The sequence below is a fragment of the Fictibacillus barbaricus genome (genome assembly GCF_031457135.1).
GTDB lineage: Bacteria > Bacillota > Bacilli > Bacillales > Fictibacillaceae > Fictibacillus > Fictibacillus barbaricus_A.
This window is the reverse complement of the sequence record NZ_JAVDWA010000009.1, coordinates 1-24,096: the sequence shown is the minus strand read 5'-3', so window position 1 is coordinate 24,096 and position 24,096 is coordinate 1. Positions and strand designations below refer to the sequence as shown.

Sequence of the window (24,096 nt, the reverse complement as noted above, 5' to 3'; positions counted from 1 at the left end):
TTCTACTTTTTATTTAAGTAATTGGCTAAAAGATAAGATTAATTGCGCATTGGACGTTTACACCTGTTCCTTCCGTTATTTTTCTAAATTGTAAGCGATAACCTAATGAGTCGTCAAGCCTATTTTTCATCATTCCTGTACCCATCTTAAATGCACTCTTTGCTGGTTCTCTGCCGCTCTATGATCTTTGAGCATGCGTATAAATAATAATCCCTTTCGATAAAAGGCTTGAATCGGCTCTTGAAGTACTTTAACCGGAAGATCGATCACTCGATTGAATTCTCCAAGCTGAAATTCTTCTTTATTTAATTTATAAGAATCAAGCACAATGGATAGCTTTCCCCGCACAGTCAGTTTAGAAGAATCGACGAATACTTCTACATCTTCAGTACGATTCAGCCCAGGCAAAGCAAGAACACAGCATATTTCCTGAGCTGTTTCATAAATGTTGCACAAAGGATCGTTATTTCTTGCTGCTTCAGCACTTGGAGGCTCGGCAGGTGCGAAAAATTGATCTCCAAAATATTGTTCGGCCATCCTTTTCCAATCCATCATTTGTTTCCATGTATCCATCCCATTCACCTCTTAAGAAGGCGGCCCAAGTGGTACAGTAGGAACTTCTGAAGGTGCGATTTGAGGAGCTGGGCCTGTGTATTTACCTGTGTTATATAATTGCGAGATCGGTTGAATCATACCTGCACTGCCAATCTGAAGCACAGAGGAATTTTGTATGCCATCTACTTTTAATTGCTGAATCACAATGGTCTGGCTGACGAATAGATTCATGCACCCTCCCCCTCATCACTTTGAAAAGGATTTTTCATATAGTTTCGGATATGTTTTACCCTCGATTGTAGAGTTATTTTATTTACCGATCCGATATGCACGACAGACGAACTGGAAACCCCTATGATATCGACTTTTCCTACTTGAATGAATGGAACTGCGTTGAATGTTTTCTTAACATTTACAGAAGGACATATAGGGACTAATACTTTCTGTTCAAAAAGATCATAATCTTTAAAGTTTAAGTTAAACGTCCCAAACATGGTGCTTTCCCGCTGAACCGCTAATACAGCCGCATATGATTCAATTTTTTCTGTATCACCCGACCTGAAAACAGATGCCGATGTTACGGAATTCACTTTGACTTCGTTAACAATAGAAGTTCTGTACATAACCCACCTCTTAAAACGGAACGAGTGATGTTCCTAAAACGAGCGATTCTGGCGGAGTATCAAAAGCGGAACCTAGGCTGATACAATCGACATCACCGATCAGCATTACAGAAGAGAGACCGACGCCTACGATATAGATTTCTCCTACGTACAACTCATGGTTGGTTACGTGATAGTTCACTGTCTTCACCTCCAGAATTCGACTTTGAATCTTTTAGATGAACGATAAATGTTTCAATTCCTCTATAAATATCTTCTTTCGTTTTTTGAATGATATCTTTTCGTCCTCTTTCATCCTTTGGTTCATACTTTGTTAAGTAATGTTTGATTCTTCCCGGGACTTGCCGCTGAACATCTTCCATAATAAAAATCCTGTATGCGTCATCTAACGGAACTTTCGTTTTTGTTTCAAGCGAACGTAAGTAAACCGGAACTTCTTTTACAAAAAATTCATCCATTGCCTTCAGCATTTCACGGTAGCTTGGATTTTCAATATTAGCGCGCATTTGCCGCTGAGGCGTCTGGACTGTATTTTGTCCGACAGTAAATTGCTCGATCATATCTTTACTATCTGCAGAATGACCGAGACCAATATGAAGAGTTCCTTCAAGTTTATCAATCTTTAATTGTTCAAACTTGTATTCTACTGTCTGAGGCTTATCATTTATTTCTTTTATCTGCTTTTTCAACTGTCTTACTTGCATTTCCAGCTCGCTTATTTTTTCATTTTGGTCATTAATCATCTGTTGAAGTTTATTTAAATAGTAATTGTTTTCCTCATGCATACGATCAGCTCCTTAGTAAGATTTATGCCATCTTAAGAAGGAATTTGCATATCATTTATAAATTACCCGTAGCGTTGCTGTCATTCACGTCTTGATCTTGCGTGTACGTTACATTGTAGCCATTGTGTACACGGAGGTTATCACCCGTGTTAAAAGAACCCGCTCCAGCATAAGTTTTAGAATAACTGACAGGACAAATCGTTTGAACGTCGCCAATATGGAAAACAGAACCACTCGATACTGAATTGACACTTATCGATCCTACGACTGCTGGCATAAGCGCTCATCCTTTTCCATTTCTACACACATTCTATGCATTCGCCTACATTTCGGTGACTCTGGAAACTCCTTTCACCTTTAGGCTTCTACCTACATAAGCTATTGCAAAGGACGACGTCACACTCGTTATTTTATACAAAAAGGGAGGTGTTAAGGTGCCCTGCTTGATTGTTGCACCAATCAACATAAATGCTGCAGAAGGAGTTGTGAACTTTGGTGATACCTTGGTGATCAATCCTAAAACGACAGGAAAAGGCTACAGTGGCTCCGGCGGCGGGAATACGGGCAATTTTATTCAAACAATAGCAGTCGTCAGTGCTACGAATACATTGGATCCAGATGTATTTGACTCTAACAATGCCGGAAATGCGTAGGAGGAATAGTGGATGTTTGGGAAAGGTCCTTTAATGCCTTTTTTTAATAACCGTTCTATGGATGACTGGCTAAAATCGTTTGAGCAGTTTGTGAATAAAGGGATGACTCAATTTGAGCAATACGCAGCGCAATTATCCTTTGAGGTAGATACAGAAGAAACCCCTCAAGATTATAGAATTTATGCGAATCTCAAAGAATATCAGCCTAAAGACATCAGCATCGAAATCCTCAACCAAGGTCTGCAGATAAAAGCTCAAAACGAAGAAGCCCAATCCGTCAAAAACAGCAAGACCGGTCAATTTCACAAAACACGTGCAACAAAGAAAACAGAGCGTTTTGTTCAAGTGCCTTTTACATTTCGAAACGAAGATGTCAACGCACAATACAACAATGGAGTATTAATGATTTCGGTCAGTAAAGCCGATCATGCAGCACCACCAAATCCGGTTGTACCGATAAAAGTAGTAACCGAAAGCGATGCTGATGATTTTGAAGAGTAAATATGAATGGCCCCTCTTATGGTATTAAGAGGAGCCATTTTCTTTTAACGTCCTAACGCAGGTGTCAGCCATACTTCACCTGTTCCTTCAAAATTCATATGATCATCCTCCTCTTACTCGCATACCTAATGGGTTTAACTCTACCTAAAGCATGGTATAATTCACATAAAAAGAGGTGTTTTAAGAATGCAAAACAAAATCATTCTCGTAACGACCGATTCTTTTGGTACTGGAAATGACTCAGCACTTGGTGAAAACGTTATGGAAACCTACTTCACCGTTTTAAAACAGCAATCAGATCTGCCTGCAGCGATCTTTTTTATGAATCGCGGGGTTTACTGCCTGACTGATCAATCCCTTTCTAGCGTCCATTTAAAAGAAATGGAGAAGAAAGGCGTAAAAGTTTTCGGATGCAAAACATGCGTCGATCATTACAACATCGAAAACGAAATGACAGCCGGTGAAATATCAGGAATGGCACATTTTGTAGAGCTATCCGCAAAATATGAAGTGATTACAATCGCATAAGTACATAAACAATGAAAAAAGACTCAAGAGGCAGCTTACTTAAGCTTTCTGAGTCTTTTTTGTTATTGAGTTGGCTGGTCAGATGATAGAATCCAACGGAAAATCGCAATAATTCAACGAGTTTCATTCATAATTCAACGGGTTTTCATGATATATCCCCGAGTCGACAAAACCCAACAAAATTATTTACACACTAACAGCAGGTTCCATCACCGTCAGCGTCTGGTTTATTGTATTCATATTCACCTTTGCTCCAATCGGTATCGCCGCTTTATAGTATCCGTGTGCTGTAGCAAGCCCAGTCATCAAAGGCTTTCCTAATGGAACTAAAAATTCGTCTATAACCTCTTCGTACGTTTTTCCATATGCCGCTTCACATTTCGTGCATTCTCCCATGATGATTCCGATGCAATCATCCAGCTTTCCTGCAATTCTCAGATGGGTGATATATCTATAAATCGTGTTCATCGGTTCATGCGTATCTTCTATCAATAAAATTTTCCCTTTTGTATCGATTTCAAATGGCGTGCCTAGTGAATCGACGAAAGAAGTCAGATTCCCTCCAACGATTTCTGCCGTTACATTCCCCGGCACCTTGCCGAGTAGAGGCATGCCTGGCGGATTCAGAATCTGCCGCGGCGAAACAAGAGTTGCGGTCGCAGAAAAAAACTGGTGATAGTTGTAATCGGGTGTCCCTCTCGTAAAATCGAGCAAAAGCAAACTTTGAAAAGTAGTTAAATTTGCATACTGATAGAGCACATTTAGAAGAATTGTAATATCGCTGTATCCGCTAATAATCTTAGGATTCTGCTCGATAACTGCAAAATCTAAATACGGAAGGATGCCAGCCACGCCTACACCGCCGCGTGTTGGCAATATCATTTTAACTTGTTCGTTTAGAAACATATCCATCAAATCTGAAGCCTGCTGTCCATCCGTCCCTGCAAGAAAACCGTTTGATGAATAAACATATTTTCCAACGACCACATTAAAGCCCCTGCTTTTTAAGTTCGCTATACCCTCATTTATAATGCTTGCCTCTAGAGGGCTTCCGATTGTCACAATACCAATCGTATCTCCTTGTCTAAGAACAGGCGGTTTGATTGCCATATACAGAACTCCCTCCAAAAGCCGCAAAATTTTAGAATATCTCCTATTACTATTCATATGTGTTTTTGAATCGGCTTGTGAGTGAGTGCAAAAAAAAGCTCATAAGGTATTGTTTTCACACCTCATGAGCATTTTTTATAATATTATCTTAGCCGATCCTCTTTAACAATTCTCTCTTCTCCCGTTGTTGGATCTTCTCTAATGACTGTTTCACGGTGTACGGTATTTTCCCTTCTTGGCGGAAACAGCTTTTTAAGCAGCATGCCTACCACCCCATAAACGATAATCGCTACAATCGTTGAAAGTTCAACCACAAATCCATTCGAAAGTTTGATATTCGGAAAGATTGCAGCGAACGGCAGAAGCAGCGGCTGGCTAAGGTTATATATAAGCTGGGCAAAAGCTGCTCCTTCGTTTGCATTAAGCAACTGAAAGATGAATCGTAAAACTAAAATAAGCTGAATAATACCGATGATAAAAGAAATAACAGTAGCGCCTGCGGAACGTCTCATAACAATTCCCTCTTTTCATTGGATTTGTTTTTAACATACCCCCAAGAGCGATTTATTAAGCATTCATCTGCGTCTTATTCGCTTTGTCATAGTTTTTCAGCCATTTTACCGTATAATCTACTAGTTCTTTTTGCGGGATCAGACGGCAATCAGCCATCCCGACTTTCCCTTTTAACACTGGGAGACTTTCCGATTCATAAGCTTTTCCGATTTCCTCAAAAAGGTCTTCTCGGTATACGGCTTGAGTGAACGTTCTCCATACTCTTTTTCCGTCTTCATAAAATGGCCCCCCGTTCTCTTCCGTTTTAGGGTGTGGGATACGATGTTCCGCTAGATGCATCGTAGTGTTTGAGTCATATCCTGCTCCCAGTAAAAGCACATAGCCGTTTAAACTGTACATTTTACCAAGCGGTGATTTTTCACCTAAAGCGAAATCAAGAGACTGACCGTTTATGATCTTTTCTTTATTTTTCCCCCACGCTGCAAAAGATTCAGTAGGATGATTACTTCTGATAACATCCGGAAACGTCCGAAATGCCTCTGCTATTGCCCCCATATAGTAGGTAGGTGTTATTGCAGGATCAAACGCAGGCATTTCATCACGAATAACCGGCCACCATTCTTTCGGAACTGGCGGGTTCATCCAGCCCGCAGGATCTGAATAATGAGCAGTATGTGCAGGCATGACAAGAGTACCTTCATCCGTAATTACATCTATTAAAGCCTGAACTACGGCAATTGGTCCCCCAACAACCCAGCCTAGAGACTTCAAACTGGAATGCGTAATAACCCTCATCCCTTTTTTAATACCAAGTTTTCTTAAATCTTCTGCAAGTGAATTCCTCGTCTTAGGAAAATCCGTATGCTGCTCCATATGTATCCATCCTTTTCAACCAATCCAAGTAATTTAGTAAATTGTCTGGGGTCTGTCCCGGGACAGACCCCAGACAATTCTGACAATTTATTATACCAATTTCAGCTTCTCAATGTCTTGAAAGTTTGATTGATTATTTGATTACATTTGGTTGTTATTGAACGTTTTTGATTGTTTATGATTGAAAATTGTAAGGGCTTACGTTACAATAACATCAACTAAAGATCTAAGTTGGAGGTGTACGGATGTTAACACCTGAAAGACATCGTAAAATCATTGACCTATTAGGTGAAAAGCAAGTAGTAACCATACAAGAATTAGTTGATGCTACAACCTCGTCCGAATCGACTATACGGCGGGATTTAAGTCAGCTTCAAAAAGATAAAAAACTAAAACGCGTTCATGGCGGAGCTTCCCTTTTCAACCAAAAAAGCGAAGAGTTGAGCGTCTCAGAAAAGGCAGCCAAAAATCTTACTGAAAAAGAAAAAATCGCACAATATGCAGCTAGTCTTGTGAAGAATGGCGATTGTGTTTATATCGATGCTGGTACAACAACATTGCAGATGATTCCGTATTTAAAAGGAAAAGACATCACAGTTGTGACAAACGGCATTTCACATCTTGATTACTTGAGTGAAAACGAGATTTCTACTTATTTGATCGGTGGCTTTGTCAAACCAAAAACGAAAGCCATCGTTGGCAGCTGTGCTTTAACTAGTCTAAGTTCTTACCGTTTCGATAAATGTTTTATGGGCATTAACGGTATCCATCTTGATTCAGGATATACAACGCCCGATCCTGAAGAGGCTGCTATCAAACATTTAGCCATTTCTTTAACACAAGAAGCATTTGTTCTTGCAGATAACTCGAAATTCAATGAAATCACTTTTGCCAAAGTAGCAGATTTAAATAAAGCAGTTATCATTACAACTGAAATGGATGAAGACCTTGCATATGACTATCAAGAAAAAACAGAAATAAAGGTTGTGAAGGCATGATTTATACATGTACGCTCAATCCCTCAATTGATTATGTTGCGAGCGTCAAGAACTTTAAAGAAGGACAGCTGAACCGCACAGAGACTGCTCAAATGTATCCTGGCGGAAAAGGAATTAACGTATCCCGTGTTCTTAAATATCTAGGCACTGACAGTACTGCCTTAGGGTTCATAGGGGGTTTTACTGGAGACTTTATTCGGGATTATCTTACGAATGCGCATATTTCAAACGATTTTATTCAAGTTCATGAACCGACTCGGATCAACGTGAAGTTAAAGTCTGATACAGAAACAGAGATCAATGGTCTTGGGCCTGATATTTCATTAGAGCAACAACAAGAATTAATAGAGAAAGTCCGTTCATTGGCAGCAGACGATATTCTCGTTTTGGCAGGCAGTATTCCTCCCTCTCTCTCTATAAATTTTTATGCCGAATTGTCTGCCATTTGTATGCTGCAAAATGTTCGAGTTGTCCTGGATACGACGGGAGAAACATTAAAAAAAACACTGCCTTACAAACCATTTTTAATAAAACCGAATCATCATGAGCTGGGAGATTTATTTGAAACGACCATTACAACCGTTGAAGATGCCGTTCATTACGGTAAAAGACTGCTGGATGAAGGTGCTCAAAATGTCATCGTATCCATGGCTGTTCAAGGAGCTGTGTTTCTAAATCACGATCATGTTTTATTAGCAAATGTACCTTCTGGAACGGTAAAAAACTCAGTCGGTGCAGGTGATTCTGTCGTTGCAGGATTTCTTTCTCAGATTACTCAGTCCGATGATATTATTTTAGCTTTCAAAACCGGGGTAGCTTCCGGAAGCGCTACAGCATTTTCAGAGGACCTTTGTACAAAAGAACATATGGAGAGCTTACTAAAAGAAATTAAAGTACAGAAGCTAAGGGGGTAAGATTTATATGAAGATTACAGAATTGCTGACAAAAGAGACGATTATTCTGGATCTGCAGGCGCAAGCCAAGGAAACGGTTATAGATGAACTGATTGATAAACTGCATAGTGCAGGCAAGTTAAACAATAAAGAAGATTATAAGAAAGCCATTTTAGCAAGGGAGAGTCAAAGCACCACAGGGATCGGTGAAGGCATCGCTATCCCCCATGCAAAAACAAATGCGGTAAGCGAGCCAGCTATTGCTTTTGGCCGTTCCGTTCAAGGAATTGACTATGAATCTCTTGATGGTAATCATGCTCATTTGTTTTTTATGATTGCTGCTTATGAAAACGCAAACAATGATCATCTGCAAACATTATCCAGACTTTCAAGCTTTTTAATGGATGCTGAATTTAGAACGAAGCTTGAGTCTGCTTCAACGAAAGAAGAAATCTTGGAAGCGATCGATTTAAAAGAAAAAGAAATGGAAGCTGAAAACGATCCGGTTGTCTCATCCTCCCGGCAACAAATCCTGGCTGTAACAGCTTGTCCGACAGGTATCGCTCATACTTATATGGCCGCTGATAGCTTAAAAGCGAAAGCAAAGGTAATGGGAGTAAATTTGAAAGTCGAAACGAACGGATCAAGCGGTATAAAAAACGCGCTCACGAAAAAAGAGATTGAAGAAGCAGATGCCATCATTGTTGCAGCAGATAAGCAAGTGGACATGGCACGATTTGATGGCAAACATGTGATTCAAGTGCCCGTGGCGCAAGGAATTCGAAAGCCTAAAGAACTCATTCAGCAAGCTCTTGACCAAGATGCACCTGTATATAAAAGCAATGACTCTTCATCCCGCGAAACGGGTAATAAAACGAAGAACGAAAGAAGCGGATTTTATAAGCATCTGATGAGCGGTGTATCCAACATGCTGCCTTTCGTTGTCGGCGGGGGTATTTTAATCGCAATCTCCTTTATATTTGGAATAAAAGCATTTGATCCGAAAGACCCTTCTTACCACCCGATCGCTGAAGCACTTCACACAATCGGCGGAGGAAATGCGTTTGCTCTTATGATTCCAGTCCTTGCTGGTTTTATAGCGATGAGTATTGCAGATCGGCCCGGCTTTGCACCTGGTATGGTCGGCGGTTTGATGGCTGCTACTGGCGGAGCTGGATTTTTAGGAGGCTTGATCGCCGGTTTCTTGGCAGGTTACGTGGTTATTGGGTTAAAGAAACTTTTTAGCACGCTTCCGAATTCATTGGAAGGCATTAAACCTGTCCTGCTTTATCCGCTGTTTGGTATTTTACTGACTGGACTTATTATGATGTTCGTCGTTATCGACCCTGTCAAAGCACTGAACGACGTCCTTACTGTCTGGTTAAAAGGAATGGGAACGGGAAATCTTGTTCTTCTCGGATTGATTTTAGGCGGCATGATGGCTGTTGATATGGGCGGACCGATAAATAAAGCCGCATTTACTTTTGGTATTGCGATGATCGACGCAGGAAACTATGCTCCGCACGCAGCAATCATGGCAGGAGGAATGGTACCTCCTCTTGGTTTAGCTTTATCTACTACCTTTTTTAAAAAGAAATATACAAAAGCTGAAAGAGAAGCCGGAAAGACCAATTACATCATGGGTGCTTCCTTTATTACAGAGGGGGCAATTCCTTTTGCAGCGGCCGACCCTGCTCGCGTAATTCCAGCAGCAATCATCGGTTCAGCAGTTGCCGGCGCTCTTTCCATGGTGTTTGGCATTGGCCTCCCTGCCCCCCACGGTGGAGCATTTGTGATTCCGATTGTTAACGGAAACCCGCTATTATATGCAGCAGCTATCGTAATCGGGTCCATCGTTACGGCGACAATCGCTGGTATGTTAAAAAAAGAAATAAAAGAATGAATATAGAAATAAAAGCTGGCTCATTACACAAAATGGGTCAGTTTTTTTATGCCGACGTTTTTTAAGTTTCCGACCTTGTCAGGTTGATATCTATCTTTTCTTTACGTTTTCTTAAACTTCTATATAATGTAAATAATTAACTAGAGACATTAGGGGTGGATTTGATGGAGGTCGAAAGTATTTTTGGCAATTTGCCTGTCATTGAAACAAAACGGCTTATTTTAAGAAAAATTACGGTGGAAGATGCTGAGGATATGTTCTATTACGGCTCCAATGATGAAGTATCTAAACACGTTACGTGGCATACTCATCAATCGTTATCAGACACAAAAGAATTTATAGATTTTATTTTAAAGAAATACGAAAATAAGGAACTGTCTCCATGGGGCATTGAACTTAAAGAAAATGGAAAGTTCATTGGAACGATTGATTTTGTTTCCTGGCAGCCTAAACAGAATAGTGGTGAAATCGGCTATGCCATTTCTCATGATTATTGGGGCAAGGGCATCATGACAGAAGCAGTTAATGCGGTAATCAAATTTGGTTTTGAACATATGGATTTAGTGCGTATCCAAGCACGTTGCTTTGTTGAAAACATCGGTTCAGCCCGCGTAATGGAAAAATCGGGCATGTCATTTGAAGGGATTGCTAGAAAAGCCTTTTTCGCCAAAGGAAAACATCACGATTTAAAGACGTACTCGATTTTAAAAGAGGAATTCGAACATTATAATGATTTAAGTAATGTAAAACACACAAAAAGCGCTCGTATTTGAGCGCTTTTCATATGAACAATATTCATTTTATGCCGCAGTCTGTTTTTCCACTTTCTGAGCAGTTTTCGGCTGAACACTCCAGCCTGTATAAGCAAAAAGAAGCGTGAACATGGGTGATAGCCATAAGAATAGGGCAAATGGGATATATTCAAGGACAGACACCCCAAGAGTTGAAGCAAAGAATGCCCCGCTCACACTCCAAGGAACAAGAGGATTTACGAGTGTTCCGCCGTCTTCTAGCGTTCTGGATAAGTTTTTTAAAGGAACACCTGACTTTTCATATGCATCTTTTAACGCCTGACCCGGTAAAAGAATCGATAAGTACATCTCCCCAGCCAGCAAGTTGATTCCAACAGATGAAGCTAATGTTGTTACGATGAGTTTCCCAGCATTTTGAGCTGAATTTTTTACAGAAGCAAACAACAGATCAAACAAGCCAAGTGCCTGGATAACACCGCCTAATGCTAATGCTATTAAAATTAAGGAAACTGACCACATCATCGACAAAAGTCCGCCTTTATTTACGATCGTGTCTACTGCTTCGTTTCCTGTTTTCATCTGTAGACCGTTTTGCATAACGTTCATCACTTTTTGGACAGTTAAATCAGGAATCAAAATGAAAGAAATAGCGATTGAAACAAGAACACCTGTTAATAGCACTGGCATGATCGGCAGTTTGCGAAACGCCAACACAAGCACGAGTAACGGTGAAACCAGCGTTAACGAATGTATTGGAAATTGATCTGATAGCACGGATTGTATTTCTTTAATTTCTTTAAAATTAGTAGCGCCCGCCCCATCTCCTCCTAACACATAGAACGCGATCGCCGTAAGAATTAATGCTGGAACTGTTGTCCACATCATATGACGGATATGATCAAACATATTTACTTCTGCAATACCTGGTGCAAAGTTGGTTGAGTCTGATAAAGGTGACATTTTGTCTCCAAAACAAGCTCCAGAAACGATAGCACCTGCAGCTAAGGCAGGATTCACACCTAGCACGTGGCTGATTCCCATCAAAGCTACCCCAACAGTTCCTACAGTCGTAAAAGAACTGCCCGTAAAGCTTGAAACGAGTATCGTAATAAATAGTGCACTTAAGGCAAACCATTCAGGCTGAATAATATCCATGCCGTAAAAGAGCAATGTCGGCACTGTTCCGCTTAGCATCCAGCTAGCGATGACGAGCCCAACCGTTAATAAAATAAATATAGGCTGTAATCCCGATACAATTCCATTAATAATGCCCTTTTCAATCGTGTCCCACTTCGCTCCAAAAAGAGCACCAATGGCCGATATTAATATTAAAGAAGTCAGCAGTGGGATATGTGGCTCCACTTTTATATATACAAGACTAGTGAACATTACAGCGAAGATCGCCGCAAAAATGACTAGTGCAACTGGTAAAGTCATTTGTTTCTTCATGTTAAATCTCCCCGTTCGATAATCTACATCCGCCTCATTATTCACTTGCATGCTTAAACGCTTTTATGCGTTGAAGTACAGCGGTAACTGTTTAGAATACTATCGGACTTTACAGAAGCTGTCAACACCTAGAGAGTGGTAAATTAAAGAAAGTCAATTTGCGTGGGAGTTTACGATGTACAAAATCAGAAGTTCTGTTAAAGCATTAATCATTCAGGAAAACCGTTTACTTACGATAGAAAAACAAAAGAACGGGATAAAAAAATACATCATCCCCGGCGGCGGTCAAGAGTTTAACGAAACTTTAGCCGATGCTGTTAAACGTGAATGCATGAAGAAATCGGTGTCAAAGTGAGGGTTGGGGAGTTAATTTGGGTTCGTGAATTTATAATTAAAACCACGTTCTGTTTCAGCCTGAAAAGGAAGAAACGCATATCGTTGAGCATATCTTTAAAGTTACTTTAGAGAAATGCCCAGAGAAGTTCACTCCAGCAGAACGCTTCCGATTTCAGCTTTAGATGATTATAATTTTTATCCACGCGAGCTGATTAAACGCATTCAAGGTAAATGTTACGGAATCTGCAACATATATAGGGGATATTAATTAGGATAAAACAAAAAAGCGAGACCGCATTCTGGCCTCACTTCTTTCTTCTATCTTCCCCGCCTTGCAAAATCCACAAAACGGAACTTGTCCAGCCTGTGTCGTGATTCCGTGTATTGAAAAAGGTTGGCATCATTTAAATACACATAGTTCTTCACCACAACAATATGCTGAAAACCGTCCAAATCAAGCAATCGCTTATCTTCATCAGTACAGTTCTCAACTACTATCTCTTTTTTCGCGAAGCTGATCTTCAGCCCAAGTTCTTTTTCCAAATAAGCGTAGATCGACTTTTCCGCCACTTCTTTAGAAAAGGTTGGAACGTATTTTTTTAAAAAGAAATCTTTATCCAGAATGATTTTTTCACCATCAATTTGCCTGGATCGAATCACTTTCCATACTTCATCATCTGGTTCAGCCTGAAGCTGCTGCTGTAAAAAATCATCAGGCTGGATCAAACCAAAATCATGTACAGTCGTTACACTGCTTTTCCCCATTGATTCTGAAAGCTCTTGAAAGCTTACAAGCCCTGAAATAGGAAAACTCAGCTTGTTGTTTTCTAAAACGATGGAGCCCTTCCCACGGATTTTTTGAATAAATCCGTTTTGAGATAAAAGGTTTAATGCTTTTCTAACGGTTTCCCTTGATGTTTCATAACGATCAGCAAGCTCGTGTTCAGAAGGCAGCTGCGTGTTGGCTGGGAATAAACCATCTTTTATTTGACCCGTAATTTCTTGATAAATTTCTTGGAATTTATTTTTTCTTGTCATCATCTTCACCACAATTATTGTAGCACTATTTTTTCAAGTGAAACACGACAGATTCATACGGTCTCAGTGTAAATTTTGTGAAATCCGCTGGCACTGAATCGTAATTGCTGATCAGTACATTTCCTGAATACCCTTCAATAGAAGCACCTTGAGGAAGAGAAAATACTGTTTCTTTACCGTAAAAATTATTAACGACTAGCAGTTTTTCATCCTTACTGTTCCTTACGTACGCAAAAATTCCAGGATGATCCTTCAAGATCAGTTCATAATTTCCGTGTGTTATAACCGCAAGTTCTTTACGCAGCATGTTCAGCTTTTGATAATGGTAAAAAATCGATTGATTATCCTTCACAGCCGCTTCAGCGTTGATTTCTTTATAGTTCTCTGCAACAGGAATCCACGGTGTGCCTGTTGTAAATCCGGCATTCACTTCTCCATTCCACTGAACTGGTGTTCGTGAATTGTCACGTGATTTATGCTTTAAAATCTCTAAGATTTCTTCTTCGTTACGGCCTTCTTCTTTAAGCAGTCGGAACATGTTTAATGACTCAACATCACGATACTGGTCAATGGATTCGTATTTCGGGTTTGTCATACCGAACTCTTCTCCTTGATAAATATAAGGTGTTCCTTGCATCATATGAATGGCAGTAGCGAGCATTTTTGCCGATTCCACGCGATACATGCCATCATCTCCATAGCGGGATACGATGCGAGGCTGGTCATGGTTGCACCAGAAAAGCGCATTCCAGCCCCCTCCTTTATGCATTTCAATCTGCCAAGTCGAGAGTATGTCCTTCAATTTTAAAAAGTCAAAATCAGCGATACTCCACTTTTCACCGTTCGGATAATCCACTTTCAAATGATGAAAGTTAAACGTCATGCTTAATTCATTCCGCTCAGGATTTGTGTATTTCACACAGTTGTCAATCGTCGTTGAAGACATCTCTCCGACCGTTAAAACATCGTACTTGGAAAAAACTTCTCGGTGCATTTCCTGCATGTACTCGTGTACTTTTGGACCGTCTGTGTAAAACTTGCGTCCATCTCCAGGAGAGACAGAACCATCATCGTTCGGAAAATCCTGATTTTTTGAAATCAGATTAATAACATCCAAGCGGAAGCCATCGACCCCTTTTTCAAACCAGTAGTTCATCATTTCGTATACTTTTTGACGAACCTCTTCGTTCTCCCAGTTGAGATCAGCTTGCGTTACATCAAATAAATGAAGGTAGTATTGTCCTGTTTTTTCGTCCAGCTTCCAAGCAGAACCGCCAAACTTAGATACCCAATTGCTAGGTTCACTTTCATCCACAGGATCTTTCCATATATAAAAATCATGATACGGATTATCCTTTGATGAGCGTGACTGTTGAAACCATTCATGTTCAGTGCTTGTATGATTCACAACAATGTCCATAATGATTTTCAGATCTCTGTTATGTGCTTCCTTCAGTAAACGGTCGAAATCGTCCATCGTCCCGTACTCTTCAAAGATTTTGTAATAATCACGGATGTCATATCCATTGTCACGCTGTGGAGAATCATAAATTGGTGTAAGCCAGAGCACATCCACTCCAAGCTTTTTTAAATAATCCAATTTATCAATAATGCCTTGAATATCACCCGTACCGTTTCCAGTCGTATCATTAAAGCTTTTCGGGTAGATTTGATAAACCACTGATCGTTTCCACCAAGGTTCTTTTTTCATTTATGTTCACCGCCAAAATGTTTTTGTAAACTTGTTTTCGTTAACTTTGTTGCTTTTGAAAGTTGTTAATCTCCGATTCAGGATGCTCGCTTTCCGCAGGGCGTGCGGTGAGCCCCCTTGACGTTTTGCGCCATAAGTGGTCTCACCTGTCTAGCTGCAGCGGCTAGCCCCTCGAGGTCAAAAGTGTAATGGTCATGAAGGCAAAAAGCGCCTTCTTAGCCCATCTCCCTTTTGCTTGTCGGGGCTGAACAACCCGCTTCCGTTTTTCGGACTGTCCCGCTACACCTGCAGGAGTCTCGCACCTTACACTTCAATCTACTTGTCATTGAAGTTAAAGTACAAAAATACGCCAGAAGCAACAATCCTTAGAAAAGGGTCTTTTGTAATGAAAACAACCGTTTGGCATACGCCACCCGGCTGTTTCTGTTAAGTTGTATTTTAAGCCTTTTTATCTTTTTTTACTTTTGCATAAATAAATGTTAATACGAACGGTACGACGAGCGCGATTGCCATCCCGATAAAGAATGACACCCAGCTGCCTGGCAAGATCGATAGGAATCCAGGAATCCCGCCTACACCAATTGATGACGCTCGTACACCAGCTGTAGTGATAACAATACCTGCTATAGCAGAACCGATCATCGCAAAAATAAATGGATACTTAAAGCGTAAGTTCACTCCGAACATTGCTGGTTCTGTAATACCGAGATAAGCTGACAATGCTGAAGTTCCTGATAAACCTTTAAGCTTTTCGTCTTTTGTTGCAAAGAACATCGCAAGAGCCGATGAACCTTGTGCAATGTTAGACAATGCAAGAATCGGCCATAAGAATGTTCCGCCTGTATTCGAAATCAGCTGCAAATCGACAGCTAAGAACGTGTGATGCATGCCTGTTACAACGAGAAGTGAGTAAAAACCGCCATAGATCAGACCACCTAACCATGCATAATTATGAAAAATCATAACGAAAAAGTCTGTAATCGCATTACCAATTGAAAATGTGATAGGACCAATAACGATGAATGCTAAAAACCCTGTGATTAATAACGTGATCGGTGCAACAAGAAGCAATTGCAGAGCGTCTGGAATTCGTTTCTTCAAGAATAGCTCAATTTTCGCTAAAACCCATGATGCGATCAATACCGGCAATACTTGTCCTTGATAACCTACCTTTTCTACCGGGAGACCAAATAGATTCCATGTCGGAATACTTTTTGTCTTCCCGTAATCCCATGCGTTGAGTAGATCTGGATGAACAAGCATTAATCCAAGAACGATACCAAGAAGCGGACTTCCGCCAAACTTTTTAACAGCGGACCAGCCTATTAATCCTGGCAAGAAAACAAAGGCTGTATTAGCAATTAAGTTAATAATACCGGCGATATCTGCCCAGTTTTGATGAACATCAATAAATGATTTTTTATCATAAAAAATTCCGGGACCCGTCAAAATATTGTTAATCCCCATCAATAGACCTGCTGTTACGATGGCAGGAAGAATCGGAATAAAAATATCCGCTAAAGCTTTAATCGCTCTTTGCAGCGGATTAAGCTTTTTGCTTGCTTCATCTTTAATATCTTCTTTTGAAGCTCGTCCACTACCGGTGATATCGATAAATTCGTTATAAACTTTATCGACTGTACCCTGTCCGATGACAACTTGATATTGACCATTGGCTGAGAAAGAACCTTTAACAAGATCGATGCTTTCGAGCGCATCCTTATCCACTTTTCCTTCGTCATTTAATGCTAAGCGAAGTCTCGTAACACAATGTGTTGCAGCTGATATATTTTCTTTTCCGCCGAGAGCTTGTACGATCTGCTCAGCCGATTCACGAATCTTACTCATATTTACAACCTCCTAGTAACCGTTTCCAAAACATATTAAAAAAAGTATTATGTTGCTCTTTACCCTTATTTAGGTTGTTATGAAAACAATATCTTTACTCAAATTATATTTTGAAGCGTTTTCAACACCATCTAAAACTTGTATATACATATTACAAATAAAGCTTATCTTGTATATACAAATCCGTCAACTATTTAAATTCAGTTGGTCATTTTTACCTTTCAAATCTCTACTTTTTCTTTTCCCATTTTCTTTTGTTATAATTTAATAAAGATAATAGAGATTAACGTAAATAAAAGGAGATAAGATGATGTCACCTAAAAAAGCACTTACAATCGCAGGTTCTGATACTAGTGGAGGCGCGGGCATACAAGCCGACCTCAAAACCTTCCAGGAACTTGGTGTATATGGAATGAACGCATTAAACGTCGTTGTTGCACAAGATCCGCATCGCGACTGGTTCCACGAAGTATTTTTGCTTCCCATCGATTTGTTCAAAGCACAGCTTGAAACCGTTATTTCAGGAATCGGTGTTGACGCACTCAAAACAGGCATGCTCGCTTCAGTTGAAGTGATTGAAACAACGGCTCAAATGATCGAGAAGCATTATCTTCAAAACGTAGTTGTAGACCCAGTAATGGTTTGTAAAGGCGCAGAACCGATTCATCCAGAATTGGCAAGCACCTTGCAAAACGTACTTGTCCCAAAAGCGACTGTCGTTACTCCAAACCTTTTTGAAGCAGCACAATTAGCCGGAATGCCTCCAATCACAACAGTAGAACAAATGATGGATGCTGCTCATAAAATACAGTCTAACGGCGCAAAATACGTTGTCGTAAAAGGCGGCGGAAAGCTCGATCATGAAAATGCAGTAGATGTTGTATATGATGGCAATGAATTTGAAGTGTTAGAGTCAGATCGTATCGAAACAACTTGGACACATGGAGCAGGATGTACGTTCTCTGCTGCAATTACAGCTGAACTTGCAAAAGGAAAGCCTGTCCGCGAAGCGATTTTAACAGCTAAAGATTTTATTTCAGAAGCGATTTCAGCTGGGTTCCAATTAAATCAATACGTTGGACCGACTTGGCATGGAGCTTACCGCGAAAAGTTAAATAAATAAGGCTGTTTCCTAATAGAAGTGGTTTTGTGAAAGCAACCTGTTGATAGAGCAGTTGATTGGAGCGGAAGGTGCGAGACTCCTGCGGGATTAGTAGGACAGGTGAGACCCCGCAGGTGCTTGACGCCGAGGAGGCTCACCGCCTACCCCGCGGAAAGCGAGCATCCTGGAGCGGAAATCAACCACATCCCTTTAGCAGTAAAAACAACAAAGTGAACAAAAACAGCTATAAATTATAAACCACGAGTGAGCTGATCTTTATGGATCGGCTCTCTTTTTATAGGTCAGGCATATGTTTCACGTAAATGAAGAATTTGAATTATAATAAGAACAACTATTTTTTACAGGAGAGTGATGGCATGCAGCCAATTCAACCTCAAGATGTTCAGTCCGCCTTGGACGAACGTATAGGTAAAGAACAATATTTACATTTAGAAACGACTAATGGCGCATATGCCAATCACAATAACGATGCTGTCTTAACCGTCAATGCTTATATACGAAATGGTAAAGTGCGGTATACTACCGGCAAAATTATGGGTGATGGTCCTTATAGAGTCGGCTTGAAAATTGATTTAGGATGGATTTACGCAGAAGGGCTGACACATTGGGAGATTGATTCAGAAGGCCGCCTGCTGATGGCAGGTCATGATGCAGAGGGCCGTTTAGCACTGGCACTTCAGCTAAGTTCAGCTCCATTTGATGTTTAAGGGAGGTTTTTATAGATGAAAGACCATTTATTAGTGATCTTCCCCCACCCAGACGATGAAGCGTTTGGTGTATCAGGAACGATCGCACAGCATACAAAGCAAGGTTTGCCTGTTACGTATATTTGCCTGACACTCGGTCAAATGGGTAGAAACATGGGGAATCCGCCCTTTGCTACCCGTGAATCTTTACCATTAATTAGAGAAAAAGAACTAGACGATGCATGTGCAGCCATTGGTATTACAGATGTTCGAAAGTTTGGACTCCGCGATAAAACGATCGAATTTGAAGACGAACAGCTTTTAGCAGAGCGATTCCTGACCGTCATAGATGAGGTCAAACCGACAAAGGTTATTACGTTTTACCCGGGATACAGTGTCCATCCAGACCATGAAGCAACAGCAAGAGCAGTTATTAGAGCTGTTCGCAGTCTTCCAGAACTGGATCGTCCTGAGCTTTTATGTGTAGCTTTTGCTAAAAATACAGTAGAAGACCTTGGAGCACCTCATATCGTTTCTGATGTTTCTGACGTTTTTGAAGAAAAGATGAACTGTATTAAAGCACATCGATCTCAAACTCAATTATTAGTTAATAATGTTGAAAAGGATCCAAAAATGCTGGAATGGGCTCAAAATGAAAGATTTTATCGATATCCTCTATAATTAGAACATACTAGAATTCGTTGCCCGGATAGGGTTTCGGATTCTTTTTTATATAGACAATAGTTGAATTTTCAAAAAAATACAGGAAAACGTGTGGTAATCTTCCCTTATTGTGGTATACTAATTGTAACAAATCGTTCACAATTTAGACGCTATATTGTCAAAATTGAAAGCGCGATCATTAATTCAAGGGGTTGATCAGTAATGGATGTTTTTATGGTTTATCTATTTGTAGCGACAGCCACGCCGTTATTCTTATGGAACGATAGCCGCAAACTTGCACTCTTGCAAACGCCGTTCATCGCCCTGTTATGGACATACGTCGGACTGTTCATGGCTTACGACCATCTTAATCTGTTTGTTCATGCATTCTTTATCACCGTTTTCATCGCTAACGTATTTTTTGCTCATTACGCAGCGTATGTTGTTTGGGGCCGTCCATATTTGGCAAAACGCCGAATGGAAAAGGCAAAACTATAATTTTAAATTATTCTCCCCCTCTATTCATTTAGCGGGGGATTTGTTTTTTTATGAAAAACCCCACAAAAAAATAACCCTGTATAACATGCCATAACATTCTCTCAGCCTCCTTCACCTCCTTTATTATAAATAACCCTTTTTTCTTCCGTTTTCTTCACTTTTTGACCGTTTTCTACACTATCTCACCAAACCCTGTTGTCAATCACTCGTGCCTTCGTTATACTCATTACCGTTGTATTTTTGACCGGAATATTTATATGAATTGACAAAAAACAGGAGTGATTATTCTTTATATGTCTTTACATGAATCAACAAATAAACGGATTGTCGTAAAAATTGGAAGCAGCTCATTAACGAGTCGTCTTGGAGATATTAGCAGACGTAAATTAGAACGTATTGTAGATGAAGTCGTTTCATTAAAAGATGAAGGCTATGAAGTATTACTCGTTTCATCTGGTGCAGTCGCAGCAGGATATCGCCGTTTAGGCTGTCTTAACCGCCCTACTTCATTAGCTGAAAAACAAGCCGCCGCATCAATCGGTCAAGGCTTGTTGATGGAAGCTTACTCAGAGCGCTTTATTTCACACGGCTATACGGCTTCACAAATTTTGATCACAAGAAGTGACTTTTCAGATCGTGACCGTTATCACAACGCGCGAAATACAATTAATGTTCTTTTAGATCGCGGAATCATCCCGATTGTGAACGAAAATGATACGGTAACGGTTGAACGTTTAAAATTCGGAGATAACGATACACTTTCCGCTAAAGTGGCAGGATTGGTCGATGCTGATCAGCTCGTTATTCTTTCAGATATAGATGGTTTATATACAGAAGATCCAAGAAAAAATCCAGAAGCTAAATTACTAAGAAAAGTTAGGGAGATAACTCCAGAAATCGAGGAATCTGCAGGTGAACCTGGAAGTGCAGTCGGTACAGGCGGTATGCGCTCTAAGATCGATGCGGTCAAAATTGCGATGGCTTCTGGCATCTCATCGTTCCTTGGTAATGCCGTAACACCTGACATTATCCATCAAGCAGTAAAAGGCAATGCCAGAGGAACGTACTTTGTTCCTGAAAAGAATGCATTTAATCTGGATATGAAACGTCAATGGATCGCTTTTCATTCCGGTCCTGAAGGTGAAATTACAGTTTCCAATAAAGCAAAAGCTGGCATTGATGAACTTCAAAGCCTCTACCCTACAGGAATTCGTTATGTGAGCGGTCATTTTAAAAAGGGCTCCGTTGTTCGCATCAAAGACTTGGATGGAAATGAAATCGGTCTAGGTGTCTCAAACTATTCTTCCAAACAGCTTATTAAAATCAAAGGTTTCTCCTTGGATAAAATGACAGACGAAATCGGTCCAGAAGAAGCCATTAACAATCAAGATCTCGTGTGCCATACACGATTAGCCGCACCGATTCTTTAATTGAAATTTTAGTAAAGTTAAACAAGTGTTTAATACTAAATGGGAGGCGTTGGATGAGTACTTTACAAAGTACAACCAAACAACTAAACGTAAAACAACAAGCGAAACTTGCACAGAAAGCATCTAAAAAGCTGGCATTATTAACGGAAAAAGAAAAAAACGAAGCTTTACTGACGATTGCAGATGTACTTGAAAAAGATTCCGCTTATATTTTAGAAGAAAACAAAAAAGATTTATCAGCAGGCGAAAAAAAATGTTTCTCAGAAGCTTTAATGGACCGTTTACGCTTAACAGCTGATCGTGTAAAAGATTTTGCGGACGGTCTGCGTGAAGTTACGGAATTGCAAGATCCAGTTGGAGAAATTTTATCCGGCTGGACGCTTGATAACGGACTTAAAGTAGAACAAGTACGCGTTCCGCTTGGCGTCATCGGAATGATTTATGAGGCTCGACCAAACGTGACAGTGGATGCGACTGGCCTTGCACTGAAATCAGGTAATGCCATTGTTTTAAAAGGCGGGTCTAATGCGCTGAACTCAAACAAAGCGATTGTAGCCGTTATTCATAAAGCATTAGAAAACACAAAAATACCAGCAGAAGCTGTTCAATTTATAGCTTCAACAGATCGTGAAGCTGCAGGTCAGCTATTTACGATGAAAGAACACATCGACGTTCTTATTCCTAGAGGCGGCGGTGCTCTTATTAAAACGGTCGTGGAGAATGCGACAGTTCCTGTGCTGGAGACTGGTGTCGGGAATTGCCATATTTACGTCGATCAGTTTGCAGATGTTGAAAAAGCTTTAGCTATTTTGGAAAACGCAAAAACGGACCGCCCTGCCGTATGTAATGCAGCTGAAACGTTTATTTTTCATGAAGCATGGCTCGAAACGAACAAAGATAAAGTTCAAGCCCTCTTTGAAAAGCACGGGATCGAAGTCCACGGTGACGAAAAAGCAGCCGAATTGCTTCCAGACGTTATTCCGGCTAATGAAAAAGATTGGGTAGAAGAGTATTTAAGCCTAGCAGTTGCGGTAAAAGTCGTAAGCTCCGTTGAAGAGGCCGTGACTCATATTGAACGATACGGTACGAAGCATTCAGAAGCTATTGTTACGGAAAACAGCGAGAATGCCCAACTCTTCCTGAATGCTGTCGATGCAGCCGCTGTATACCAAAATGCCTCAACTCGTTTTACAGACGGCTCAGCGCTTGGATTTGGGGCTGAGATCGGCATCTCAACTCAAAAACTGCATGCTCGCGGTCCAATGGGATTACCAGCATTGACTACAATTAAGTACCGCATGACAGGTGACGGTCAGGTAAGGTGAATAGGATATGTAAGCAGTCCCTTTTAGGGGCTGTTTTTTGAAGGAAAATGTATTTTTAAAAAGAATAGTAAGAAAAAAGGAGGTATTGAATGTTAGTTAAAGATCGTTCAAAATCAATTAGGATTAAAAAGATGGAAGTTTTGCAAAGGCGATTGGTTTACCACCATCCGAAGTTATTGTCTATAGAAGATGAATTAGGTGGAAGGCTCTACGGGCATTATGGAGAGCGCTCTAATGATTATTTTTTAAAACCGCTGATTAGCAAAGGTTATTCCGTTATTCATGATTTGAGACTTGATGCTTACGAAAGCTTTTTCCAGATTGATACCCTTCTCATATCCCCTTGGTATTTCCTTATCCTCGAAGTGAAAAACATCTCTGGCACACTAATTTTTGACCATCTCAATCAAGTGATCCGCCAAAAAGAAGATGGCACCGATGAAGCTATTCCCAATCCTATTTTCCAAGTGAAACGCCAGCAATCTCATCTAATTGAATGGCTTGCCCGAAACCGTGTCCCGCAAATTCCCGTTCACTCCCTTGTCGTTATGAGCAACCCCAAAACAATCATTAAAGCCCCTCCCACTCTTAAAGAAGTAAAAGAGAAAATCACTCACAGCCCATATCTCCAAGAACGAATTAATTTGATTGAGAAGCTGCATCCCACCGAGAAGTTATCAAAAAAAGAAATAACGAAGCTAACCAAGACAATAGTACGCCAGCACAATCCCGAAAATCCTGACTTATTAAAAAGGTTTCAGATTGAAGAAAAAGACATTATCAAAGGGGTTTATTGTACTAAATGCTTTCATATGCCTGTTATGAGGAAGTATGGTGCATGGTACTGTATGAAATGTTCCTATCAATCTCCAGACCTTCATATTCCCACTTTGAATGATTACGCGCTTTTATTCGGAAACACCATTTCAAACAAGCAATTTTGCGACTTTCTTCAATTATCTTCTAGGCATGTAGCCAGAAGACTGTTACTAGATATGGAACTAGCGCATATTGGCAGTAATAAAAATCGAAAATATATACTGCCTACATTGATGTAATAAAATATGCGCGCTTATTTTTCGTATGACGCGCATATTCTCCGTATGGCGCGCATATTTTCCGTATGGCGCGCATATTTTCCGTATGGCGCGCATATTTTCCGTATGGCGCGCATATTTTCCGTATGGCGCGCATATTTTCCGTATGACGCGCATATTTTCCGTATGACGCGCATATTTTCCGTATGACGCGCATATTTTCCGTATGACGCGCATATTTTCCGTATGACGCGCATATTTTCCG

Annotated in this window: 28 protein-coding genes; 15 read left to right on the top strand and 13 right to left on the bottom strand. The window is 40.3% G+C overall.

Annotation, left to right across the window (positions count from 1 at the left end; all coding sequences use genetic code 11):
* Positions 1-129: 129 nt before the first annotated feature.
* The 6 genes from J2X07_RS17615 to J2X07_RS17590 are packed head-to-tail and all read right to left on the bottom strand — an operon-like array spanning position 130 to position 2,240.
* Positions 130-573, bottom strand: a complete 444-nt coding sequence (locus J2X07_RS17615; protein ID WP_310261791.1) for an Hsp20/alpha crystallin family protein — start codon at positions 571-573, stop codon at positions 130-132.
* A gap of 12 nt (positions 574-585) precedes the next feature.
* Entirely contained in the window at positions 586-786 is a 201-nt protein-coding gene (locus J2X07_RS17610; protein WP_310261788.1) for a spore germination protein GerPB, read from the bottom strand.
* Complete coding sequence (locus tag J2X07_RS17605; protein WP_310261786.1) at positions 783-1,178, bottom strand: spore germination protein GerPE; 396 nt, start codon at positions 1,176-1,178, stop codon at positions 783-785. Before J2X07_RS17605 ends, J2X07_RS17610 begins: the two co-directional genes overlap by 4 nt.
* Positions 1,179-1,188: 10 nt before the next feature.
* Positions 1,189-1,359: a spore gernimation protein GerPD gene (locus J2X07_RS17600; protein WP_310261784.1), complete on the bottom strand. Its 171-nt coding sequence runs from the start codon at positions 1,357-1,359 to the stop codon at positions 1,189-1,191.
* Positions 1,334-1,963, bottom strand: a complete 630-nt coding sequence (gene gerPC, locus J2X07_RS17595; protein WP_310261782.1) for a spore germination protein GerPC — start codon at positions 1,961-1,963, stop codon at positions 1,334-1,336. Before gerPC ends, J2X07_RS17600 begins: the two co-directional genes overlap by 26 nt.
* A gap of 55 nt (positions 1,964-2,018) precedes the next feature.
* On the bottom strand, positions 2,019-2,240 hold the full coding sequence (locus J2X07_RS17590) for a spore germination protein (protein ID WP_310261779.1): 222 nt from the start codon (positions 2,238-2,240) through the stop codon (positions 2,019-2,021).
* 157 nt (positions 2,241-2,397) lie between these two features.
* On the opposite strand from J2X07_RS17590, the gene J2X07_RS17585 reads away from it, so the two are divergent.
* The 3 genes from J2X07_RS17585 to J2X07_RS17575 all read left to right on the top strand — a co-directional run bounded on the left by J2X07_RS17585 (position 2,398) and on the right by J2X07_RS17575 (position 3,645).
* Entirely contained in the window at positions 2,398-2,616 is a 219-nt protein-coding gene (locus J2X07_RS17585) for a spore germination protein (RefSeq protein ID WP_310261776.1), read from the top strand.
* 12 nt (positions 2,617-2,628) lie between these two features.
* The gene (locus J2X07_RS17580) at positions 2,629-3,117 is read left to right on the top strand and encodes an Hsp20/alpha crystallin family protein (protein ID WP_310261775.1); all 489 of its coding nucleotides are present in this window, start codon (positions 2,629-2,631) and stop codon (positions 3,115-3,117) included.
* Between the two features lie 186 nt (positions 3,118-3,303).
* Positions 3,304-3,645: a DsrE family protein gene (locus J2X07_RS17575; RefSeq protein WP_310261771.1), complete on the top strand. Its 342-nt coding sequence runs from the start codon at positions 3,304-3,306 to the stop codon at positions 3,643-3,645.
* Positions 3,646-3,831: 186 nt separating this feature from the next.
* On the opposite strand, the gene J2X07_RS17570 is transcribed toward J2X07_RS17575, so the two are convergent.
* The 3 genes from J2X07_RS17570 to J2X07_RS17560 all read right to left on the bottom strand — a co-directional run bounded on the left by J2X07_RS17570 (position 3,832) and on the right by J2X07_RS17560 (position 6,141).
* Positions 3,832-4,755 (bottom strand): S66 peptidase family protein, encoded by a 924-nt coding sequence (locus J2X07_RS17570; RefSeq protein ID WP_310261769.1) that lies wholly within the window; start codon positions 4,753-4,755, stop codon positions 3,832-3,834.
* Positions 4,756-4,898: 143 nt separating this feature from the next.
* A complete protein-coding gene (locus tag J2X07_RS17565; RefSeq protein ID WP_310261767.1) occupies positions 4,899-5,267 on the bottom strand; it encodes a YggT family protein in 369 nt (122 codons plus the stop codon).
* 55 nt (positions 5,268-5,322) lie between these two features.
* The gene (locus J2X07_RS17560; RefSeq protein WP_310261766.1) at positions 5,323-6,141 is read right to left on the bottom strand and encodes an aminoglycoside N(3)-acetyltransferase; all 819 of its coding nucleotides are present in this window, start codon (positions 6,139-6,141) and stop codon (positions 5,323-5,325) included.
* A gap of 245 nt (positions 6,142-6,386) precedes the next feature.
* Between J2X07_RS17560 and J2X07_RS17555 the strand changes: the two genes are divergently transcribed.
* The 4 genes from J2X07_RS17555 (at position 6,387) to J2X07_RS17540 (ending at position 10,708) form a co-directional block, all read left to right on the top strand.
* The gene (locus tag J2X07_RS17555) at positions 6,387-7,139 is read left to right on the top strand and encodes a DeoR/GlpR family DNA-binding transcription regulator (protein WP_310261763.1); all 753 of its coding nucleotides are present in this window, start codon (positions 6,387-6,389) and stop codon (positions 7,137-7,139) included.
* Positions 7,136-8,053, top strand: a complete 918-nt coding sequence (pfkB, locus tag J2X07_RS17550) for a 1-phosphofructokinase (RefSeq protein ID WP_310261760.1) — start codon at positions 7,136-7,138, stop codon at positions 8,051-8,053. The genes J2X07_RS17555 and pfkB overlap by 4 nt, the downstream gene beginning before the upstream one ends.
* A gap of 7 nt (positions 8,054-8,060) precedes the next feature.
* The gene (locus tag J2X07_RS17545; RefSeq protein WP_310261756.1) at positions 8,061-9,935 is read left to right on the top strand and encodes a PTS fructose transporter subunit IIABC; all 1,875 of its coding nucleotides are present in this window, start codon (positions 8,061-8,063) and stop codon (positions 9,933-9,935) included.
* A 164-nt stretch (positions 9,936-10,099) separates the two neighbouring features.
* Positions 10,100-10,708, top strand: coding sequence for a GNAT family N-acetyltransferase (locus J2X07_RS17540; RefSeq protein ID WP_310261753.1), 609 nt, complete (start codon positions 10,100-10,102; stop codon positions 10,706-10,708).
* A gap of 27 nt (positions 10,709-10,735) precedes the next feature.
* On the opposite strand, the gene nhaC is transcribed toward J2X07_RS17540, so the two are convergent.
* On the bottom strand, positions 10,736-12,136 hold the full coding sequence (nhaC, locus tag J2X07_RS17535) for a Na+/H+ antiporter NhaC (RefSeq protein ID WP_310261751.1): 1,401 nt from the start codon (positions 12,134-12,136) through the stop codon (positions 10,736-10,738).
* Between the two features lie 175 nt (positions 12,137-12,311).
* Between nhaC and J2X07_RS17530 the strand changes: the two genes are divergently transcribed.
* Positions 12,312-12,491 carry a hypothetical protein gene (locus tag J2X07_RS17530; RefSeq protein WP_310261748.1) on the top strand — a complete coding sequence of 60 codons (180 nt, stop codon included), beginning with the start codon at positions 12,312-12,314 and terminating at the stop codon, positions 12,489-12,491.
* 299 nt (positions 12,492-12,790) lie between these two features.
* Here the strand turns inward: J2X07_RS17530 and treR are convergent, their stop codons facing one another.
* The 3 genes from treR to treP form a co-directional block, all read right to left on the bottom strand.
* On the bottom strand, positions 12,791-13,510 hold the full coding sequence (gene treR, locus J2X07_RS17525; protein ID WP_310261996.1) for a trehalose operon repressor: 720 nt from the start codon (positions 13,508-13,510) through the stop codon (positions 12,791-12,793).
* 25 nt (positions 13,511-13,535) lie between these two features.
* Positions 13,536-15,221 (bottom strand): alpha,alpha-phosphotrehalase, encoded by a 1,686-nt coding sequence (gene treC / locus J2X07_RS17520; RefSeq protein ID WP_310261745.1) that lies wholly within the window; start codon positions 15,219-15,221, stop codon positions 13,536-13,538.
* A gap of 438 nt (positions 15,222-15,659) precedes the next feature.
* Positions 15,660-17,069: a PTS system trehalose-specific EIIBC component gene (treP, locus tag J2X07_RS17515; protein WP_310261742.1), complete on the bottom strand. Its 1,410-nt coding sequence runs from the start codon at positions 17,067-17,069 to the stop codon at positions 15,660-15,662.
* Between the two features lie 310 nt (positions 17,070-17,379).
* Between treP and pdxK the strand changes: the two genes are divergently transcribed.
* The 7 genes from pdxK (at position 17,380) to J2X07_RS17480 (ending at position 23,852) form a co-directional block, all read left to right on the top strand.
* On the top strand, positions 17,380-18,192 hold the full coding sequence (pdxK, locus tag J2X07_RS17510) for a pyridoxine/pyridoxal/pyridoxamine kinase (protein WP_310261740.1): 813 nt from the start codon (positions 17,380-17,382) through the stop codon (positions 18,190-18,192).
* Between the two features lie 356 nt (positions 18,193-18,548).
* Positions 18,549-18,899 (top strand): YojF family protein, encoded by a 351-nt coding sequence (locus J2X07_RS17505; protein WP_310261739.1) that lies wholly within the window; start codon positions 18,549-18,551, stop codon positions 18,897-18,899.
* 15 nt (positions 18,900-18,914) lie between these two features.
* Positions 18,915-19,559: a bacillithiol biosynthesis deacetylase BshB2 gene (bshB2, locus tag J2X07_RS17500; protein WP_310261737.1), complete on the top strand. Its 645-nt coding sequence runs from the start codon at positions 18,915-18,917 to the stop codon at positions 19,557-19,559.
* 204 nt (positions 19,560-19,763) lie between these two features.
* Complete coding sequence (locus tag J2X07_RS17495) at positions 19,764-20,039, top strand: spore morphogenesis/germination protein YwcE (RefSeq protein ID WP_310261735.1); 276 nt, start codon at positions 19,764-19,766, stop codon at positions 20,037-20,039.
* A 293-nt stretch (positions 20,040-20,332) separates the two neighbouring features.
* Positions 20,333-21,469, top strand: coding sequence for a glutamate 5-kinase (proB, locus tag J2X07_RS17490; RefSeq protein WP_310261732.1), 1,137 nt, complete (start codon positions 20,333-20,335; stop codon positions 21,467-21,469).
* A 53-nt stretch (positions 21,470-21,522) separates the two neighbouring features.
* Entirely contained in the window at positions 21,523-22,794 is a 1,272-nt protein-coding gene (locus J2X07_RS17485) for a glutamate-5-semialdehyde dehydrogenase (RefSeq protein WP_310261729.1), read from the top strand.
* Between the two features lie 89 nt (positions 22,795-22,883).
* Complete coding sequence (locus J2X07_RS17480; RefSeq protein WP_310261727.1) at positions 22,884-23,852, top strand: nuclease-related domain-containing protein; 969 nt, start codon at positions 22,884-22,886, stop codon at positions 23,850-23,852.
* Positions 23,853-24,096: the final 244 nt, after the last annotated feature.

Excerpts from the sequence above, each read along its gene's own strand:
- J2X07_RS17615 (WP_310261791.1), bottom strand. The coding sequence starts at position 573 with ATGGATACATGGAAACAAATGATGGATTGGAAAAGGATGGCCGAACAA.
- J2X07_RS17610 (WP_310261788.1), bottom strand. The coding sequence starts at position 786 with ATGAATCTATTCGTCAGCCAGACCATTGTGATTCAGCAATTAAAAGTA.
- J2X07_RS17605 (WP_310261786.1), bottom strand. The coding sequence starts at position 1,178 with ATGTACAGAACTTCTATTGTTAACGAAGTCAAAGTGAATTCCGTAACA.
- gerPC (WP_310261782.1), bottom strand. The coding sequence starts at position 1,963 with ATGCATGAGGAAAACAATTACTATTTAAATAAACTTCAACAGATGATT.
- J2X07_RS17590 (WP_310261779.1), bottom strand. The coding sequence starts at position 2,240 with ATGCCAGCAGTCGTAGGATCGATAAGTGTCAATTCAGTATCGAGTGGT.
- J2X07_RS17580 (WP_310261775.1), top strand. The coding sequence starts at position 2,629 with ATGTTTGGGAAAGGTCCTTTAATGCCTTTTTTTAATAACCGTTCTATG.
- J2X07_RS17575 (WP_310261771.1), top strand. The coding sequence starts at position 3,304 with ATGCAAAACAAAATCATTCTCGTAACGACCGATTCTTTTGGTACTGGA.
- J2X07_RS17570 (WP_310261769.1), bottom strand. The coding sequence starts at position 4,755 with ATGGCAATCAAACCGCCTGTTCTTAGACAAGGAGATACGATTGGTATT.
- J2X07_RS17565 (WP_310261767.1), bottom strand. The coding sequence starts at position 5,267 with ATGAGACGTTCCGCAGGCGCTACTGTTATTTCTTTTATCATCGGTATT.
- J2X07_RS17560 (WP_310261766.1), bottom strand. The coding sequence starts at position 6,141 with ATGGAGCAGCATACGGATTTTCCTAAGACGAGGAATTCACTTGCAGAA.
- J2X07_RS17555 (WP_310261763.1), top strand. The coding sequence starts at position 6,387 with ATGTTAACACCTGAAAGACATCGTAAAATCATTGACCTATTAGGTGAA.
- pfkB (WP_310261760.1), top strand. The coding sequence starts at position 7,136 with ATGATTTATACATGTACGCTCAATCCCTCAATTGATTATGTTGCGAGC.
- J2X07_RS17545 (WP_310261756.1), top strand. The coding sequence starts at position 8,061 with ATGAAGATTACAGAATTGCTGACAAAAGAGACGATTATTCTGGATCTG.
- J2X07_RS17540 (WP_310261753.1), top strand. The coding sequence starts at position 10,100 with ATGGAGGTCGAAAGTATTTTTGGCAATTTGCCTGTCATTGAAACAAAA.
- nhaC (WP_310261751.1), bottom strand. The coding sequence starts at position 12,136 with ATGAAGAAACAAATGACTTTACCAGTTGCACTAGTCATTTTTGCGGCG.
- J2X07_RS17530 (WP_310261748.1), top strand. The coding sequence starts at position 12,312 with ATGTACAAAATCAGAAGTTCTGTTAAAGCATTAATCATTCAGGAAAAC.
- treR (WP_310261996.1), bottom strand. The coding sequence starts at position 13,510 with ATGACAAGAAAAAATAAATTCCAAGAAATTTATCAAGAAATTACGGGT.
- treC (WP_310261745.1), bottom strand. The coding sequence starts at position 15,221 with ATGAAAAAAGAACCTTGGTGGAAACGATCAGTGGTTTATCAAATCTAC.
- treP (WP_310261742.1), bottom strand. The coding sequence starts at position 17,069 with ATGAGTAAGATTCGTGAATCGGCTGAGCAGATCGTACAAGCTCTCGGC.
- pdxK (WP_310261740.1), top strand. The coding sequence starts at position 17,380 with ATGTCACCTAAAAAAGCACTTACAATCGCAGGTTCTGATACTAGTGGA.
- J2X07_RS17505 (WP_310261739.1), top strand. The coding sequence starts at position 18,549 with ATGCAGCCAATTCAACCTCAAGATGTTCAGTCCGCCTTGGACGAACGT.
- bshB2 (WP_310261737.1), top strand. The coding sequence starts at position 18,915 with ATGAAAGACCATTTATTAGTGATCTTCCCCCACCCAGACGATGAAGCG.
- J2X07_RS17495 (WP_310261735.1), top strand. The coding sequence starts at position 19,764 with ATGGATGTTTTTATGGTTTATCTATTTGTAGCGACAGCCACGCCGTTA.
- proB (WP_310261732.1), top strand. The coding sequence starts at position 20,333 with ATGTCTTTACATGAATCAACAAATAAACGGATTGTCGTAAAAATTGGA.
- J2X07_RS17485 (WP_310261729.1), top strand. The coding sequence starts at position 21,523 with ATGAGTACTTTACAAAGTACAACCAAACAACTAAACGTAAAACAACAA.
- J2X07_RS17480 (WP_310261727.1), top strand. The coding sequence starts at position 22,884 with ATGTTAGTTAAAGATCGTTCAAAATCAATTAGGATTAAAAAGATGGAA.